Origin of the sequence: Streptomyces sp. NBC_00237, assembly GCF_026342435.1 — a bacterium.
In the GTDB taxonomy this organism is placed as follows: Bacteria; Actinomycetota; Actinomycetes; order Streptomycetales; family Streptomycetaceae; genus Streptomyces.
This window is the reverse complement of record NZ_JAPEMT010000001.1, coordinates 1882570-1897518: the sequence shown is the minus strand read 5'-3', so window position 1 is coordinate 1897518 and position 14949 is coordinate 1882570. Positions and strand designations below refer to the sequence as shown.

15 protein-coding genes, 1 tRNA gene and 1 pseudogene are annotated in these 14949 nt (G+C 71.9%); 9 read left to right on the top strand and 8 right to left on the bottom strand.

Annotation, left to right across the window (positions count from 1 at the left end):
* Window positions 1-291: 291 nt before the first annotated feature.
* Window positions 292-462: pseudogene (locus OG897_RS08380) on the top strand (antibiotic biosynthesis monooxygenase); the annotation flags it as partial.
* A 67-nt stretch (window positions 463-529) separates the two neighbouring features.
* On the opposite strand, the gene OG897_RS08375 reads toward OG897_RS08380, so the two are convergent.
* Both OG897_RS08375 and OG897_RS08370 read right to left on the bottom strand, forming a co-directional pair.
* A complete protein-coding gene (locus tag OG897_RS08375; RefSeq protein WP_266654366.1) occupies window positions 530-1165 on the bottom strand; it encodes a hypothetical protein in 636 nt (211 codons plus the stop codon).
* A gap of 1 nt (window position 1166) precedes the next feature.
* Window positions 1167-1829 carry a hypothetical protein gene (locus OG897_RS08370; RefSeq protein WP_266654364.1) on the bottom strand — a complete coding sequence of 221 codons (663 nt, stop codon included), beginning with the start codon at window positions 1827-1829 and terminating at the stop codon, window positions 1167-1169.
* A 141-nt stretch (window positions 1830-1970) separates the two neighbouring features.
* Between OG897_RS08370 and OG897_RS08365 the strand changes: the two genes are divergently transcribed.
* Window positions 1971-2474: a GNAT family N-acetyltransferase gene (locus OG897_RS08365; protein WP_266654362.1), complete on the top strand. Its 504-nt coding sequence runs from the start codon at window positions 1971-1973 to the stop codon at window positions 2472-2474.
* A 12-nt stretch (window positions 2475-2486) separates the two neighbouring features.
* Here OG897_RS08365 and OG897_RS08360 read toward each other — a convergent pair whose 3' ends face one another.
* Window positions 2487-4574, bottom strand: coding sequence for an MDR family MFS transporter (locus tag OG897_RS08360; RefSeq protein ID WP_266654360.1), 2088 nt, complete (start codon window positions 4572-4574; stop codon window positions 2487-2489).
* A gap of 581 nt (window positions 4575-5155) precedes the next feature.
* Between OG897_RS08360 and OG897_RS08355 the strand changes: the two genes are divergently transcribed.
* Both OG897_RS08355 and OG897_RS08350 read left to right on the top strand, forming a co-directional pair.
* Entirely contained in the window at window positions 5156-5800 is a 645-nt protein-coding gene (locus OG897_RS08355; protein ID WP_266654358.1) for a peptidoglycan-binding protein, read from the top strand.
* A gap of 179 nt (window positions 5801-5979) precedes the next feature.
* Window positions 5980-6642 carry an HAD-IA family hydrolase gene (locus tag OG897_RS08350; RefSeq protein ID WP_266654356.1) on the top strand — a complete coding sequence of 221 codons (663 nt, stop codon included), beginning with the start codon at window positions 5980-5982 and terminating at the stop codon, window positions 6640-6642.
* Window positions 6643-6777: 135 nt separating this feature from the next.
* On the opposite strand, the gene OG897_RS08345 is transcribed toward OG897_RS08350, so the two are convergent.
* Together OG897_RS08345 and OG897_RS08340 are read right to left on the bottom strand one after the other, a co-directional pair.
* On the bottom strand, window positions 6778-7359 hold the full coding sequence (locus OG897_RS08345; protein WP_266654354.1) for a TMEM165/GDT1 family protein: 582 nt from the start codon (window positions 7357-7359) through the stop codon (window positions 6778-6780).
* 283 nt (window positions 7360-7642) lie between these two features.
* Window positions 7643-8419 carry an ABC transporter permease gene (locus OG897_RS08340; protein ID WP_266654352.1) on the bottom strand — a complete coding sequence of 259 codons (777 nt, stop codon included), beginning with the start codon at window positions 8417-8419 and terminating at the stop codon, window positions 7643-7645.
* A 237-nt stretch (window positions 8420-8656) separates the two neighbouring features.
* On the opposite strand from OG897_RS08340, the gene OG897_RS08335 reads away from it, so the two are divergent.
* The 3 genes from OG897_RS08335 to OG897_RS08325 all read left to right on the top strand — a co-directional run bounded on the left by OG897_RS08335 (window position 8657) and on the right by OG897_RS08325 (window position 11844).
* Window positions 8657-9325 (top strand): HNH endonuclease family protein, encoded by a 669-nt coding sequence (locus OG897_RS08335; RefSeq protein ID WP_266654350.1) that lies wholly within the window; start codon window positions 8657-8659, stop codon window positions 9323-9325.
* Window positions 9326-9440: 115 nt separating this feature from the next.
* Window positions 9441-11171 carry an alkaline phosphatase D family protein gene (locus OG897_RS08330; RefSeq protein ID WP_266654348.1) on the top strand — a complete coding sequence of 577 codons (1731 nt, stop codon included), beginning with the start codon at window positions 9441-9443 and terminating at the stop codon, window positions 11169-11171.
* A gap of 178 nt (window positions 11172-11349) precedes the next feature.
* A complete protein-coding gene (locus OG897_RS08325) occupies window positions 11350-11844 on the top strand; it encodes a DoxX family protein (RefSeq protein ID WP_266654346.1) in 495 nt (164 codons plus the stop codon).
* Window positions 11845-11973: 129 nt separating this feature from the next.
* On the opposite strand, the gene OG897_RS08320 is transcribed toward OG897_RS08325, so the two are convergent.
* Window positions 11974-12591: a superoxide dismutase family protein gene (locus tag OG897_RS08320; protein WP_266654344.1), complete on the bottom strand. Its 618-nt coding sequence runs from the start codon at window positions 12589-12591 to the stop codon at window positions 11974-11976.
* A gap of 275 nt (window positions 12592-12866) precedes the next feature.
* Between OG897_RS08320 and OG897_RS08315 the strand changes: the two genes are divergently transcribed.
* Entirely contained in the window at window positions 12867-13556 is a 690-nt protein-coding gene (locus OG897_RS08315; RefSeq protein ID WP_266654342.1) for a DedA family protein, read from the top strand.
* On the opposite strand, the gene OG897_RS08310 is transcribed toward OG897_RS08315, so the two are convergent.
* Window positions 13478-13699 carry a DUF2277 family protein gene (locus OG897_RS08310; RefSeq protein WP_266654340.1) on the bottom strand — a complete coding sequence of 74 codons (222 nt, stop codon included), beginning with the start codon at window positions 13697-13699 and terminating at the stop codon, window positions 13478-13480. The two genes, OG897_RS08315 and OG897_RS08310, sit on opposite strands and share 79 nt — an antisense overlap.
* A gap of 182 nt (window positions 13700-13881) precedes the next feature.
* Window positions 13882-13956 (bottom strand) — tRNA-Val (locus tag OG897_RS08305).
* Between the two features lie 202 nt (window positions 13957-14158).
* Here OG897_RS08305 and OG897_RS08300 point away from each other — a divergent pair.
* Window positions 14159-14920 (top strand): DUF4097 family beta strand repeat-containing protein, encoded by a 762-nt coding sequence (locus OG897_RS08300; RefSeq protein ID WP_266654338.1) that lies wholly within the window; start codon window positions 14159-14161, stop codon window positions 14918-14920.
* The last annotated feature ends 29 nt before the right edge of the window (window positions 14921-14949 follow it).

Genomic DNA, 14949 nt, shown 5'->3' with positions numbered 1-14949 from the left:
TGAGGGCATAGGGCAGGCCCCCGACAGAAGTCGGGGGCCTTGTCGTTGTTCCACCACGGCCCAGCAGGGCCATGTCACACGCACGTCATACGTGCTGGGTCTTGTACCCCGAGAGGGCTGGGCGGGGCTTCTTGGGCATCAGGCTTCGTCCTCTTCGGAGCCGCTGGAGCAGATGCGCGCAAGTTCGGCCATCCACGTTCCATCCCGTTCCGGGAGCTCCGCACCCCACTTGATCAGCCACTCTTCCCTTGTCACGCCGCCTCCTTGCTGTAGCTACATCAGCGCTAGGTGCGCTGGCGTGACGAGGACGCCTTCAAGGCGTGGATGGAGGGCCCCATGAAGGAGGCGCACCAGCGCGGTGCGGGCAGCGCGGAAGGCGGCGAGCGTCCCAAGCCCGCCGCCTCCGGTTCCACGGTGTGGTCGTTCGAGGTGGTCCAGCAGACCGGTCCGAAGACCGCCTGACGGACCGTACGCATCAGATCTGGACCGAGCGCCAGATCCGGACCGAGCGCCAGATCTGGAGCAGGCGTTAGATCTGGAGCAGGCGCTCGGTCACCTCGCGGTACTTGCGCAGGGCGACCCGCAGTTCCTCGGTCTCCGTGCGGTGGTCCGCCGACTCCCAGGCTCCGCGCAGCGAACGGCGGTGCTCGGCGAGGGTCTCCGTGAGGTGCCTGGCGGTCTCCTCCAGTACGTGGTCGGCCTCCTCGACCGCGCGACGCGGCTCGTCCACGAAGTGGTTGACCGCCTGCTGGAGGCGCAGTCCCAGCTTGTCCCGCTCACCGTGCGGAAGGAGCTGGGCCCCTGCGCCGGGCTGGTGGGCGGGAGCCTGGCCCGGGGTGTGGCCGAGGGTCTGGTCCGGGGTGCGCCCCGGGGCCTGGTCCGGGGCCCGGGGAGGTAGGTGCCCCTCCGACGGCTGGGCGGCCCGGTGTCCCTCCTGCTGCGGCGGCCGGTGCAGCGGGCCGATGTCCGGGGAGCCGCCCGCGCCCGTCACCCCGAAGTCCCGTGCCGAGTGCTTCTGCCGCTCCGCCCGCACCGGGTCGTGCAGCGCGTCCGGTTCGGCGTCGACGCCGCGTGCGGAGGGGGCGGGCGTACCGTGCGCGGCCGTGTCCTCGCCTCGGGCCTGCGGTGCGCCCGCGGGCCGGTCGTTTCCGGATTCGTACGTCATGTCAGACTCCACTCCCCTTGGCCTTGGCGGACCGGCCCAGCAGTCCCGGCCGGTGCGAACCGTGCTCGTCCTTGCCGTGCGTGCCGCGCTGTGTGCCGCGCCCGTGCCCGTCGCGCCCCGCCGTCCGGCCGGCGCGGTCCGTGACCAGCGCCTCGAACAGCTCCCGGGCCTCGACCAGGGCCTCGCGCATCTCCTCCGTGCCGCCCTCGCCCCGGGAGGCGCGGCCCACCCGGCGGAAGCCGTCCAGGTGCTTGGCGTGGTGCACGGACAGGGCGTCCATCTGCTCCTTCTCACCCTCCGGGTAGCCGCGTTCGGCGGCGACCCGGGACACCAGGCCGTGGGCCTCGGCGACCGCCTTCGGCGGGGAGTCGACGAACTGCTCCTGGATTCCGGCCCACAGGGCCACGTAACTCTCGTGCCGTTCCCGGCTCAGCTCGCGCGGCCGGAAGTCGCCGTACCGCTTCACCCGCTCGCCGAGCTCCAGTTCGGCGGCCTTCGTGTCGCCCTCGTGACGGGCCACCACCCGGTCGTACTCGGGGCCGAACCGGCTCTTCAGGGAGGCACCTCGGCCCACCCGGCCCCGTCCGGGACCGAGGAGGACGACGGCCGCCGCGACGGCGATCACGACCACCACGATCAGCACAATGATCAGGACTGTGGACATGCTCTGCCTTTCCGGTACGTGAAGCGTCAGAAGCGTTGTGGGGGACGCGTCGCGCCGAGGCCCGTCGCGTCCGCCCTCTCGCCCACCGGGTAGCCCGTAATCCGGTGGCCAAACGGTCAACGACTCCGGTACAGAGGTGCGATGACCTGGATCATCACCACCGAACACCCCCGCACCCCGGACGCCACCGCCCTGCGCCGCGACTACTACGACGAGGTCGCCAGCCGGTACTGGGACCGCCCCGCGACGGAGCACGAGATCGACGAGGGTCTGACCGACGACGGCACGGAACTGCTGGTCCCGCCGACGGGCACCTTCGTCGTGGGCCGGTACGGGGGCACGCCCTCCGCGTGCGCCGGAATGGTGCTGCTCGAACCCGACGTGGGCGAGCTGACAAGGGTGTTCGTACGTCCCGAGGCACGCGGCACCGGCGCGGGCGGGCTCCTGCTCGCGGCCGTCGAGAAGACGGCGCGCGCCTACGGCGTCCGGCGCCTCCAGCTCGACACCCGCAACGACCTGGTGGAGGCGCGCGGCCTCTACGCCAAGCACGGCTACCGGGAGGTAGAGGCGCTCAACGCGAAGCAGTACGCGGAGCACTGGTTCGTCAAGGACCTCGCCCCCGAGGGCCTCGACCCCGAGAGCTGAGCCCGCGGGAGCTCACCCCCCGACGGGCCCCGCCTCCTTCCGCACCAGCGCCAGGCCCGTCGGCTGCTCGTCGTCCGAGCCGCACAGGTCGCCGCTGACTTCCTCGACCAGCGCGCTGAGTTCGTCGCGCCGCTCGGGCACCCACCAGTCGCCGAGCAGCTCCGCGAGGGACTCCTCGCGGGCCACCGCCAGCCTGTCGGCGGCCTCCGTGCCCGACTCGGTGAGGACGAGCGCCAGGCCCTCGCGCCGGGCGAGACCGCGCACCTCGACCTGCCGGGCACCCTCCCGCACGACGTCCGGGGGTACGGTGCCCCGCTCGGCGAGCATCGCGGGCTGGACCATTCCGTTCCTGCGCATCCGCAGCAGCAGCCAGCTCGCCACCGGCAGGTGGTCGTACCCGGCGCGCTCGGTGATCCGCTCGTACGCGGCCCGCCGCCCGTCCCGGGTGCCGAGCACGGAGAGCGCCCGCGCCACCTCGTCCCGCGAGGACCGCTCGACGGGGTTGGGGGCGAGGGTCTGCGAAGCCTCGGGCGCGGTGACGGACCCGCGCAGCCCGTCCTCCTTGAGGAACCAGGCCAGCACGAACGCGACGAGCCCGACCGGTGCCGCGTACAGGAACACGTCCGTGATGGCGGAGGAGTACGCGTCGAGCGCTTCGGGCCGCAGCGCGGCGGGCAGCTGGGAGATGGCGCGCGGGTCGGATTCGAGCCGGGCCGCGTCGAGCCCCGGCGGGAGCTGCTGCCCGGCGAGGGCGGAGGTCAGCTTGTCGTCGAGGCGGCTGGTGAAGAGCGTGCCGAAGAGGGCGACGCCGAAGGACGCGCCGATCGAGCGGAAGAAGGTGGCGCCGGAGGTGGCGACGCCCAGGTCCTCGTACGGCACGGCGTTCTGCACGATCAGGACGAGCACCTGCATGACGAGTCCGAGGCCCGCGCCGAAGACGAAGAAGCACAGGCTCATCTGCCAGGTGCTGCTGCCGGGCGAGAGCTGGTGCAGCAGCACCAGACCGACGGTCGTGACGGCCGTCCCCACCACCGGGAACACCTTCCACCGCCCGGTCCTGCTGACGATCTGCCCGGACCCGGTGGTCGAGATCAGCATGCCGAGCACCATCGGCAGCATGTACACGCCCGACATCGTCGGCGAGACGCCCCGCACGACCTGGAGGAACGTCGGCAGATAGGTCATCGCCCCGAACATCGCGAAGCCGACGACGAAGCTGATGATCGAGCTGAGGACGAAGGTCCGTACGGTGAACAGCCTCGGCGGAAGCACCGGTTCCGCCGCCCGGCGCTCCACCCTGACGAAGGCGGTCAGCAGCAGCACGCTCAGCACCGCGAGCCCGATGACCTGCACCGATCCCCATGCCCAGGTGGTGCCGCCGAGGGAGGCGATCAGGACGAGGCAGGTCGCGAGGGAGGCGATCAGGAAGGTGCCGAGGTAGTCGATGCGGTGCCGGGTGGAGCGGACCGGGATGTGCAGCGCGGTGGAGATCACGAGCAGCGCCACGATGCCGACGGGGAGGTTGACGTAGAAGACCCACCGCCAGCTCAGATGCTCCGTGAACACTCCGCCCAGCAGCGGCCCGAGCACGCTCGTCGTACCGAAGACCGCTCCGAAGAGCCCCTGGTACTTGCCCCGCTCGCGCGGCGCGACGATGTCTCCGACGATCGCCATGGCCAGCACCATCAGGCCGCCGCCGCCCAGGCCCTGGAGGGCGCGGAAGGCGATCAGCTGCGGCATGTTCTGCGCGACGCCGCACAGCGCCGAGCCGACGAGGAAGATCACGATGGCGGTCTGGAACAGCTTCTTGCGCCCGTACTGGTCGCCCAGCTTGCCCCACAGCGGCGTCGCGGCGGTCGCCGCCAGCATGTACGCCGTCACCACCCACGACAGGTGGTCCATCCCGCCGAGGTCGCTGACGATGGTCGGCAACGCGGTGGACACGATGGTCTGGTCGAGGGCGGCCAGCAGCATGCCGAGCAGCAGCGCGCCGATCGACACGAGCACGGCCCGCTGCGAAAGACCCGCACCGGGCAGGGAGGGTCCCCCGCCCCCGGGCACGGCGGGAGCTTCACCTGGCTGCTGCTTCTCCTGGGCCATACCTCCATCCTGATCGTTTCGTACGGATATGGCCTGCTGGGCGGGACCTGGCCGTTGGGTCCGGCTGTCGAGGTCTGCATAATCTCTGGCAGCTCAAGGGAGGGGACCCCATGGAAAACGGACACCTATGTCCTGAATGCGGTACGGAACGGGCAGCACCGGACGAAAACAGACCCGGCCCGGGCACCGCGCACTGCGACTGCGCCCGCCGCGCCTCCGAGGCCCACCAGGCGGAACGCTCGGCCCAGATAGCCGACGCGGAAGACTTCAACCCCCTCCGCATCCGCCCGTACGTCAACCTGACGGACCCGACCGAGCCCCCCTCGCAGCAGACCTCCGGCACGCCGCACACTCCAGGCTCGCCGCGCACCCCGGGCTCGCCCCACACCCCCGGTTCGCCGCACACTCCCGGTTCGCCGCACACCCCCGGCTCGCCGCACCACTCAGCGCCGCCGCACCATCCAGCCCCTCCGGCGTTTGAGGAGCGGGGGTCCGGGGGCAGCGCCCCCGGCAGTGACCGCAGCCAGCAACCCGACGGAGAGCCGCACGCGCAGCGGCCCCTCGCTCCGGCCGAACAGACCATGCCGCTCCGCCCGATACCGCCCACCGCCCCCGGCCCGGAAGCCGAGCCCCCCGCAAAGCCCCGCCGCAAGGGCCTCGCCCTCCTCACGGCCGCCGCGACCCTCGCGGTCCTCGCCGGGACCACCTTCGCCCTGGGCGCCTTCGACTCGCCCCCCGAGCCCGCCCGCGCCCTCCCCGGCCCCCGCGTCACCACCGCCCCCACCCAGGTGACCGAGGAGACGCCCAGCCCGGCCCCGTCCCGCTCGGCGACGGCGTCCGCCACCCGCACCCGCGACGCCCTCCCCACCCCCACCCGTGCCTCCCGCTCCGCGACCACCCCCAAGAAGCCCACGGCCAGCGCCACCAAGAAGCCGCAGCCCCCGCCCCCCGCCACCACGAAGGCCCCCGAGCCCACGGACCCCCCGAAGGACGAACTCCCTCCGGGCACCCTCGCCGAGGGATCGACGGGCCCCGACGTGACGGAACTCCAGGAACGCCTCCACCAGGTCGCGCTGTACAACGGCCCGAGGGACGGCCGCTACACGGCGCGCGTGACGGAATCCGTCGTGAGCTTCCAGTCGTACATGGGCATCGACGACGAGCCGAAGGGCGTGTACGGACCGGAGACCCGCGAGGCCCTCGAAGGCTGGACGAACGAGCCCTGAGTCTGCCGGAGGCGGAACGGGACCCCGGGGTGACAGAACCCTCCACGGTTTTGTACCGTAGGAGAACAAAGTGGTTCCGCCCATGCACCCTGACCGGTGGGCGGAACCACTTGTTCCGCTTTTCCGCACCCACGAAGTGCAGATCCGCGCCCCCACCCGAGCGCCCCTGGAGTCCCGCCATGCCGCACACCACCGTCCTGCCCTTCAAGGCCCTCCTCCTGGACATGGACGGCACCCTCGTCAACTCCGACGCCGTGGTCGAGCGCTGCTGGCGCGAGTGGGCCGTGGAGCACGGGCTGGATCCGGCCGAGGCACTCAAGGTCGTGCACGGCCGCCAGGGCTACGCCACCATGGCGGTCCTCCTCCCGGAGCGCCCCATGGAGCAGAACCACGCCGACAACAAGGTCATGCTGGCCAAGGAGACCGCCGACACCGACGGCGTCGTCCCGGTCGGCGGCGCCCCCGCGTTCATGGCCGCCATCGCGGAACTGCCGCACGCCCTGGTCACTTCCGCAGACGAGAAGCTCGCGCAGGCCCGCATGACGGCCGCCGCGCTGCCGATGCCGACGACCCGGGTCACCGCCGAACTGGTCGGTGCGAGCAAGCCGGACCCGGAGGGCTTCCTCAAGGGCGCGGCGGAACTGGGCTTCGACGCGGCCGACTGCATCGTGTTCGAGGACTCGGGCGCGGGCATCCAGGCGGGCAAGGCCGCCGGAATGCGCGTGCTGGGCGTCGGCCCGCGCGCGGCCGAGCACGCCCCGACGGCGGTCGTCGCCGACCTGACCCAGGTCCGCGTCGAGACCGCCCCGGACGGCTCGACCTCGCTGCACATCACCGTCTGAGAGACCGCTGCCGTACGTGAGAGGGGCGGGCCGCATTGATGCGGCCCGCCCCTCTCACGTACGTACGCGCACGAAGCCTCAGCCCGCTACGTACGCGCGCGCAGCCTCAGCCCGCTACGTACGCGCGCGCAACCTTCAGCCCGCGATCGCCTCGTACAGACTGAACCCCGCCAGCGCCAGCATCAGGCACGCCGCGACCTTGGTGATGAGCCGCAGCGGCACCCGCTTCATCAGCGCCTGACCACCCACGATGCCGAGCCCCGCGACGGCCCACAGCGCGAGCACCGCACCGATGCCGACCGAGACCGGGTTGTCGTAGCGGGCGGCCAGCGTCGCCGTCATGATCTGCGTGATGTCGCCGAACTCGGCGACCAGGATGAGCATGAAGCCCGCCCCGGAGACCTTCCAGAAGGACTGGTTCCCGGGAGGCTTGATCTCCTCGTCGTCGTCCCCCTTCTTCAGCAGCAGCACCAGCGCTCCTACCAGGAACAGCACGCCCACCACCGTCTGCACGATCCACTGCGGCAGGAGGGTGAGCACGCTGCCCGCCGCGATGGCGATGCAGACGTGGACGAGGAAGGCGGCGGCGACGCCCGCGAAGACGTAACTGGCCTTGTAACGGGTGCCGAGCATGAGCCCGGCGAGGGCCGTCTTGTCGGGGAGTTCGGCCAGGAACACGGTCCCGAAGGTGATGGCCATGATGGTGAAACTGATCATGGGAAGGGGCTTTCCTCAATCGGTCGGGCTGCCCGTACCGAGAGACCTGCCTGTTTGCGGGGTCGCTTCGGCACGGCAGCGTCGTCAACACACAACAAACACTGCGGCCGAAGGTCTCGCTGGCCGACACGGGTGATCCGTGGGCCTCCGGGCGCCGGCTGAGCGAACTCAGCAGTATGTCGACGGTCCGGCGAAGAGCTACTCCCCTTCATGCTCGTACAAGAGTACGGGACGAGCCCCGGCCCGTCACACCGGTCACCCGGCCCTTGGACAGCCACTCCCGTCAGCTCCGGTGCAGCCGCCCCCGCGCCACCAGCTCCAGCACCCCCGCGACCGCCACCGCCTGCACCGCGAGCAGCGCCACCAGCACGAACAGCTGCACCGCCCCCGCCATGACCGGCGACGCCCCGCCCAGCAGCATCCCCACGAACGCCCCCGGCAGCGTGACCAGACCCACCGTCCGCGTCTGGTCGAGGCCCGGCAGCAACGCGTCCGATGCGGCGGACCTGGCCACCTCCATCCGCGCCTCCCGCTCCAGCAGCCCGAGGGCGAGCCCCGCCTCGACCTCGCCGCGCCGGGCCGTCAGCTCGTCCAGCGCACGCCGCCCGCCCAGCACGGTCGTGGTCAGCGCGCCGCCGATGAGGATGCCGGTCACCGGGATCAGCGCGATGCCCTTCGGCGGGACGAGCCCGGTGAGCAGCAGGGCCAGCACCACGGGCGCGACTCCGGCGGCGATCGGCAGGGCCGCCCACCACCAGGTGCCGTTGGGGGTGATCCGCCGCCCCGCCGTGCGCGTGGCCACCCCGTACATCAGCAGCAGGAACGCGCACAGCAGCCAGCCGGAGCGGGCCACCCAGCCGATCGCGAGCGCGACCACGGCGAGCTGCGCGGCGGCCCGCACCCCGGCGAGGGCGGTGGCCCGGCCCTGGGCGCGGGTGCCGTCGCCGGACAGGCGGGCGCAGGCGACGACGGTGACCGCGACGGCGAGGAGGACGGCGAGCACCGCGCCCAGGGTGGCGTTGACGGGGAGCAGGGCCGGGGCATCCCGCGCGAGATTCACCCGGCCACCCTAAGGACCTGGAACACCAGGAGCAGCCGAAGTGCGGCGAGGTGTCCGGCCGGTGTCGGATCGTCAGATTCCGTGAACAGCGCCGAACTCCTTGATATGACGTGCCCATGCCGTCAGCCTGTTACCTGGCGCACGCCTCCCGGAAACCCGGCGTCGCCATGATGGCCGGGCCGCGCGGGAGTTGTCGGGACGCGTGGCTCAACGTCCCCCCACAGCCCGGGAGTTCCCATGTCACGCCACACCGCGGCCCCGTCCGCGAAGTTCTACGCGCGTCGCGCAGCCGTTGCCGCGAGCGCCGCCGCCCTCGCCGCGACCGGCCTGCTCACCACCGCCCCCGCCGCGCTCGCCTCCCCGCCCCCGCCGGTCGACGCGGCCACCGCCCGTACGTACCTGGCCGCGCTCACGGTCGCCGCCGAGGGCAGCTCGGACGGCTACAGCCGGGAGAAGTTCCCGCACTGGAGCACTCAGTCCGGGGCCTGCAACACCCGCGAGGTCGTCCTGAAGCGGGACGGCAAGAACGTCGAGCAGGACGCCAGTTGCGCCGCCGTGAAGGGCAGTTGGTACTCCGAGTACGACGGGGCGACCTGGACGGCGGCCTCCGACGTGGACATCGACCACATGGTGCCGCTCGCCGAGGCGTGGCGTTCTGGCGCGAAGGCGTGGACGACCGCCGACCGGCAGGCGTTCGCCAACGACCTCACCCGGCCTCAGCTCATCGCGGTCACCGACAACGTGAACCAGGCCAAGGGCGACAAGGACCCGGCCGAGTGGCTGCCGTCCCTGGCCGGGTACACGTGCACGTACGCGCAGATGTGGGTGCACGTGAAGCACCACTGGAAGCTGACCGTCGACCAGGCGGAGAAGTCGGCGCTGGAGGGCGTGCTCAAGAACTGCTGACCCCGAAGAACCCGGTCAACCGCACATTGACGTGCGGAACTTACCCGTTCCCCTCCGTCGTTCCGTACCGTACGGGGCCGTGGCCCCGCACGGGGGACGACGGAGGAGGACACACATGACCCGGCTGCGCCTGGGACCGGTGCTGAGGTACGTCGACTGGGAGCGCGGTGACTCCGCGACCGTCTGGGTGGAGACGGACCGCCCCTGCACCGCCGAGGTGGTCTGCGAGGGCGGCGGCGGAGGCAGCGCGGAGACCTTCCAGATAGCGGGGCACCACTACGCGCTGGTCCCGGTGACGGGCCTGCGCCCCGGCACGTCGACGCCGTACGAGGTGCTGCTCGGCGGCAGCCGGGTGTGGCCGCTGCCGGACTCCGGCTTCCCGCGGAGCACCATCAACACCCCGCAGCCCGGGGCGGACGCGGCCCGGATCACCTTCGGCTCGTGCCGGTGGGCGGCCCCGGCCGAGGGCGAGAAGGACCCGGCGGGCCCGGACGCGCTGGACACCCTCGCCGCCCGGCTCGCCGAGCATCCGGACGGCACGCACACCGAGCGCCCGGACTACCTCCTGCTGCTGGGCGACCAGGTGTACGCGGACGAGATATCCAAGGCCACCCGCCGCTGGCTGGCCGCCCGCCGCGACCTGCGCGAGCCGCCGGGCGTGGAGGTCGCGGACTACGAGGAGTACACCCACCTCTACGACGAGTCCTGGCTCGACCCGGAGGTCCGCTGGCTGCTGTCCACGGTCCCCACGTGCATGATCTTCGACGACCACGACGTGATCGACGACTGGAACACCAGCGCGTCCTGGGTCGCCGACATGCGGGCCACCCCGTGGTGGCGCGAGCGCATCCTCAGCGGGCTGATGTCGTACTGGGTGTACCAGCACCTGGGCAACCTCTCCCCCGCCGAACTGGCCGCCGACGAGCTGTACGCCCAGGTGTGCGGGACCCCGGACGGCACGGACGTGCTGCGCGCGTTCGCCGCCAGGGCGGACCAGGACCCGGCGTGCGTGCGGTGGAGCTACCGCCGCGACTTCGGGACCGTACGGCTGCTGATGGTGGACACCCGGGCGGCCCGCGTGCTGGAGGAGGGTGCGCGGGCGATGCTCGACGAGGCCGAGGCGCGGTGGCTCGCCGACCAGGCCCTCGACGACTCGCGTCCGTACGACCACCTCCTGATCGGCACCTCGCTGCCCTGGCTGCTGCCGCCGCTCATCCACGACGCGGAGGGGTGGAACGCGGCGCTGGCGTCGGGGGTCAGGGGCTCGCGGTGGGCGCGGTTCGCGGAGGATCTGCGCAGGCGCTCGGACCTGGAGCACTGGGCGGCCTTCCCCGCCTCCTTCGAGCGGCTCGCGCGGCTGATAGCGGAGGCGGGCAGCGGTCCGGCGGCACCGGCGACGGTGTGCGTGCTGTCGGGGGACGTGCACCACGCGTACGTCGCGGAGCCGACGCGGTGGCCCGACGACGCGCGCCCGGACACCGCGAAGGTGTTCCAGCTGACCTGCTCCCCGGTGCACAACGGCATCCCCTCCTCCATCAAGCTGGGATTCCGCTTCGGCTGGAGCGCGACGGGGCAGCGGCTCGGCCGACGGCTCGCCCGGCACGGGCGGACCGGGCGGCCGCTGCTGGGCTGGCGGCGCACGGGCGGCCCCTGGTTCGGCAACCAGCTGATGACGCTGACGCTGCGGGGCCGCTCGGCCCAGCTCCGGCTCGACCAGGCGCGCCGGGTCAGGACGGGCGGAAAGGGGGCCGGGCAGAGGCGCCGCGACCGGATCAGGAGCAAGGGGCAGAGCAAAGGCGGCGCCCTCCTGGTGACAGCGATGATCACAAATCTGACACAGGACTGACACATATACGCCAACTGCCGTAAGGAGTGCGCCACTTGGGGGCCAATTCCGGTCACAAGTAGAATGTTGAACTTGCAAGCACAGTGAGGCTTACCTAACCTCCTGGGCATCGCAGGTCTCTTCGGGCTGCGTCCCCGCCCGGCCTCCCTCCAGGCCGCCACCGAAGGAGTCCCCCCTCATGAGCGCAACCTCCGCGCCCTCCCCGTCCTCCGCGATCGGCGCCCGCCTCGCGGGTTACCGGCCGTACGCGCTCGCCGCGTTCCGCTTCGTCACCGGCCTGCTCTTCGCCTGCCACGGTGCCGCCACGCTCTTCGGCGTCCTCGGCGGCGCGGGCGGCAGCGGGGCGACCGCCGCCGTGGGCGCCTGGCCGAGCTGGTACGCGGCGGTGATCCAGCTGGTCGGCGGGTCACTGCTCGCGCTCGGCCTGTTCACCAGGACGGCCGCGCTGATCGGCTCGGGCTCGATGGCGTACGCGTACTTCGTCGTCCACCAGCCGGAGGCGCTGTGGCCGATGCAGAACGGCGGCGAGCTGTCGGTCCTCTTCTGCTGGACGCTCCTGCTGCTGGTCTTCACCGGACCCGGCGCACTGGCCGTGGACGGGCTGCTGGCCGCCCGGCGCGGCGGCGCGAGCACGGCTGCGGCGCGCGAGGAGCGGGTGACGGCCACCGCCTGAGGGGCCCGAGTGCCGCGCAGGGGCGTGGGGACCGATCCGCTCGACGGTCCCCACGCCCCTTGCGCGGTACCCCACATGACGTGGCGTCACCTCGGGCGTGCGGCAGTGCCGCTCACGCGTGACGCAACGTCACTTCACTCCGGTCGTGAAGTCCCCGAACGGCACCGTGAAGCAGCCGACGCGCTCGCCCGCGCCACCCTGCTCGCGGTGCAGGACCACGGAGTTCGCGACGCCCTGGGGCAGGCCCCAGGTGTGGTGCGCGCTCGTCTCCGCGCCGCCCGCCGCGTCGGTGGTGAAGTCGAGCCACACCTCGTTGTCCGGGTCGACCAGCTTCGGGTCCTTGACGTGCTGGTAGTGCAGCCCGGCGGCCTTGGGGTCGACGCCGCACGCCTTCTCGTGGACGTGCATGCCGAACGCGTGGCCCGGCTTGAGCCCCTTCACCCTCACGGTGACCGTGGTGCCCTCGCCGTCGGTCTTGTGCTCGATGCGTATCCAGCCCCCGGCGGGCACGAGCGCCGGGTCGTACGACACGGCTCGGGGCGGCACGAAGGCGGAGGCGGGGGCGAAGCGTCCGTCGACGGTCAGGCCCCGCCCCTCGCCGCCCCGGCCGGTACCGCCGTCCTCGGCGTACGCGGCCGAGGCCGAACCGACCGACCCCGCGAGGAGAAGGGCAGCGGCCCCGCCGACGACCCGTACGACACGCTTCCGCGCCTGATGAGGACCCTTCGCACCTGCCGTGCCCGCCATGCTGACTCCTTCGGTAGGCCCCCTCTTCTTCGCTGCGCCCGCCCCCGCCACCACCCTCCGCGCACCCCCTCGGCGCGTCGCACGGAGTGCGGCGATCGGGTGAACGAAGCAGCGCTCACATGTGCCCCCACGCCGGTCGACGTGATCTGCCCAACACCACCCGTATCAGGCGCAACCTCCGCCCCCACCAGGCGTAAGGTGGAACGCTGTTAAGCCGCCCCTGCCGCTCCCCATGCGACGTCGCGGCGTGGTGGTTACTGGCCGGGGAGTTCGCAGTGCTGGAGAGTCTGGGGTCGCTGACCTCGGGTCCGTGGATAGCTGGTCCATGGATATACCTGGTGATCGCCGTCTCGATCATCCTCGACGTCTTCGTCCCGATCATGCCGAGCGGCGTCCTGCTGATCACAGCGGCCACCGCGGCCGCGGCGGGCGCCACCAACGCCACCACCAACGTCCCCGACACCTTCGCGCAGGACGTCCCGGAGCTGCTCCTGCTCGCCGCGTGCGCGGCGACGGCGTCCCTGCTGGGCGACTTCGCCGCCTACCGGCTGGCCTGGCGCGGCGGTGAGCGCCTGGACCGGGCGATCTCCCGCTCGCGCCGCCTGAGCGCCGCGCAGGAACGTCTCGGCAACGCGCTCAGCCGGGGCGGCGGCATCCTCGTCGTCGTGGCCCGGTTCGCCCCCGCCGGGCGCTCGGTGGTGTCCCTGGGCGCGGGCGCGGCGCACCGCAGGGCGAAGGAGTTCGTCCCGTGGTCGGCGCTGGCGGGCGTGACCTGGGCGCTCTACAGCGTGACGCTGGGGTACTTCGGCGGCCAGTGGCTGGGCGGGAGCTGGCTGAGCACGGGCATCTCCGTCCTGGCCCTCGCCCTCGCGGGCACTCTCGCCGCCTACGTGGTCCGCCGTCCCCGCACCTCCAGCCCGGCCAGCAACGCCGCCGTGGCGGCGGCGACCTCCTCGACGGCCTGATCGAACACTTCCTTGTTGTGCGCGGCGGGCGCACGGAACCCGGAGATCTTCCGCACGTACTGGAGTGCGGCGGCGGTGATCTCCTCGTGCGTGGCCTCTTCGGGGATGACGGGCGGACGCAACGTCTTGATGCTTCGGCACATGCGAACCACGGTAGCCACCCCCACTGACAACGGCCCCGCACCCGCCCCCTGACCGGCCAGGTCCCGGGCAGGTCCCGGGCGGAGGGAAGAACCCGGGAAGGGCGAAGATCCCGGGGGAAAAGGACGAGGCCCGGGCCCCCGGATTCTCGCCGGGCGGCCTGGGCCTCTTCATGTCCTGGAACTGGTGGGCGCGGACGGTTTCGAACCGCCGACATCCGCCTTGTAAGGGCGGCGCTCTACCCCTGAGCTACGCGCCCGGGCATGAGGCAACAGCGTACATGGCCCGGGGGGCTGCTCCGCAAACCAGAGAGGGTCCGGATCCGGTCCACGCACTGGTCACGGCCCCGGGCGGGGGGGGTTACCCCCACCCCGGATCCGGTGGGCGGCCGGATCGTGCGGGGCGGATCCGCTTTCCTATCGTGGAGGCACACCGACCGTACGCAGCAGGGGGACCGCATCATGGCAGCCAAGACCCGCACACTTCTCGCCCTCGGCGGGGCCGTTCTCGTCGCGCTCGCCGCCACCGGGTGCGGGGGCGGCGCGGACGCCTCGGAAGCGCCCGTGGAGAAGAAGTCGTTCGCGTTCAGCGGGAAGACGCTCACCATCTCCGCGGACGACTCCGAACTCACCCTGGTGCCCGCCGACGTCAAGGAGATCGAGGTCGAGCGGCAGGTCGACGGCTGGGCGGTGTTCGGCAGCGGCCCCGACCCCGTGTGGGGGCTGAACGGCGACACCCTCAACCTGAAGATCAACTGCTCCGGCATCAGCGTCGAGTGCGAGGCCCGCCACTCCGTGAAGGTCCCGCGCGGCACCGCCGTGAACGTGGAGAACGACAACGGCCATGTGCGGGCGTCCGGTTTCACCACCGACCTGAAGGTGAAGTCCGACAACGGCGCGGTCGTCCTCAAGAACATGAGCGGAAAGCTGGATCTGGAGAGCGACAACGGGAAGATCGAGGGCGAGGGCATCTCGGGCAAAACCGTGAACGTCAAGTCCGACAACGGCGAGATCAAGATCGCCTTCACCGGGGTCCCCGACCGGTTCGACGGCGACAGCTCCAACGGCGCGATCCGGCTCACCCTGCCCGAGTCCACCTACCAGGTGGACGCCAAGAGCAACAACGGCAAGGTCCGGGTGGACGTCCCGAAGGCCGACAGCAGCAGCCACGTCGTGAAGGCGCGCAGCGACAACGGCGAAATCACGCTCCAAAGCGCGAACTAACCGGCCCGTGTGTTCGTCATTACCTGGTG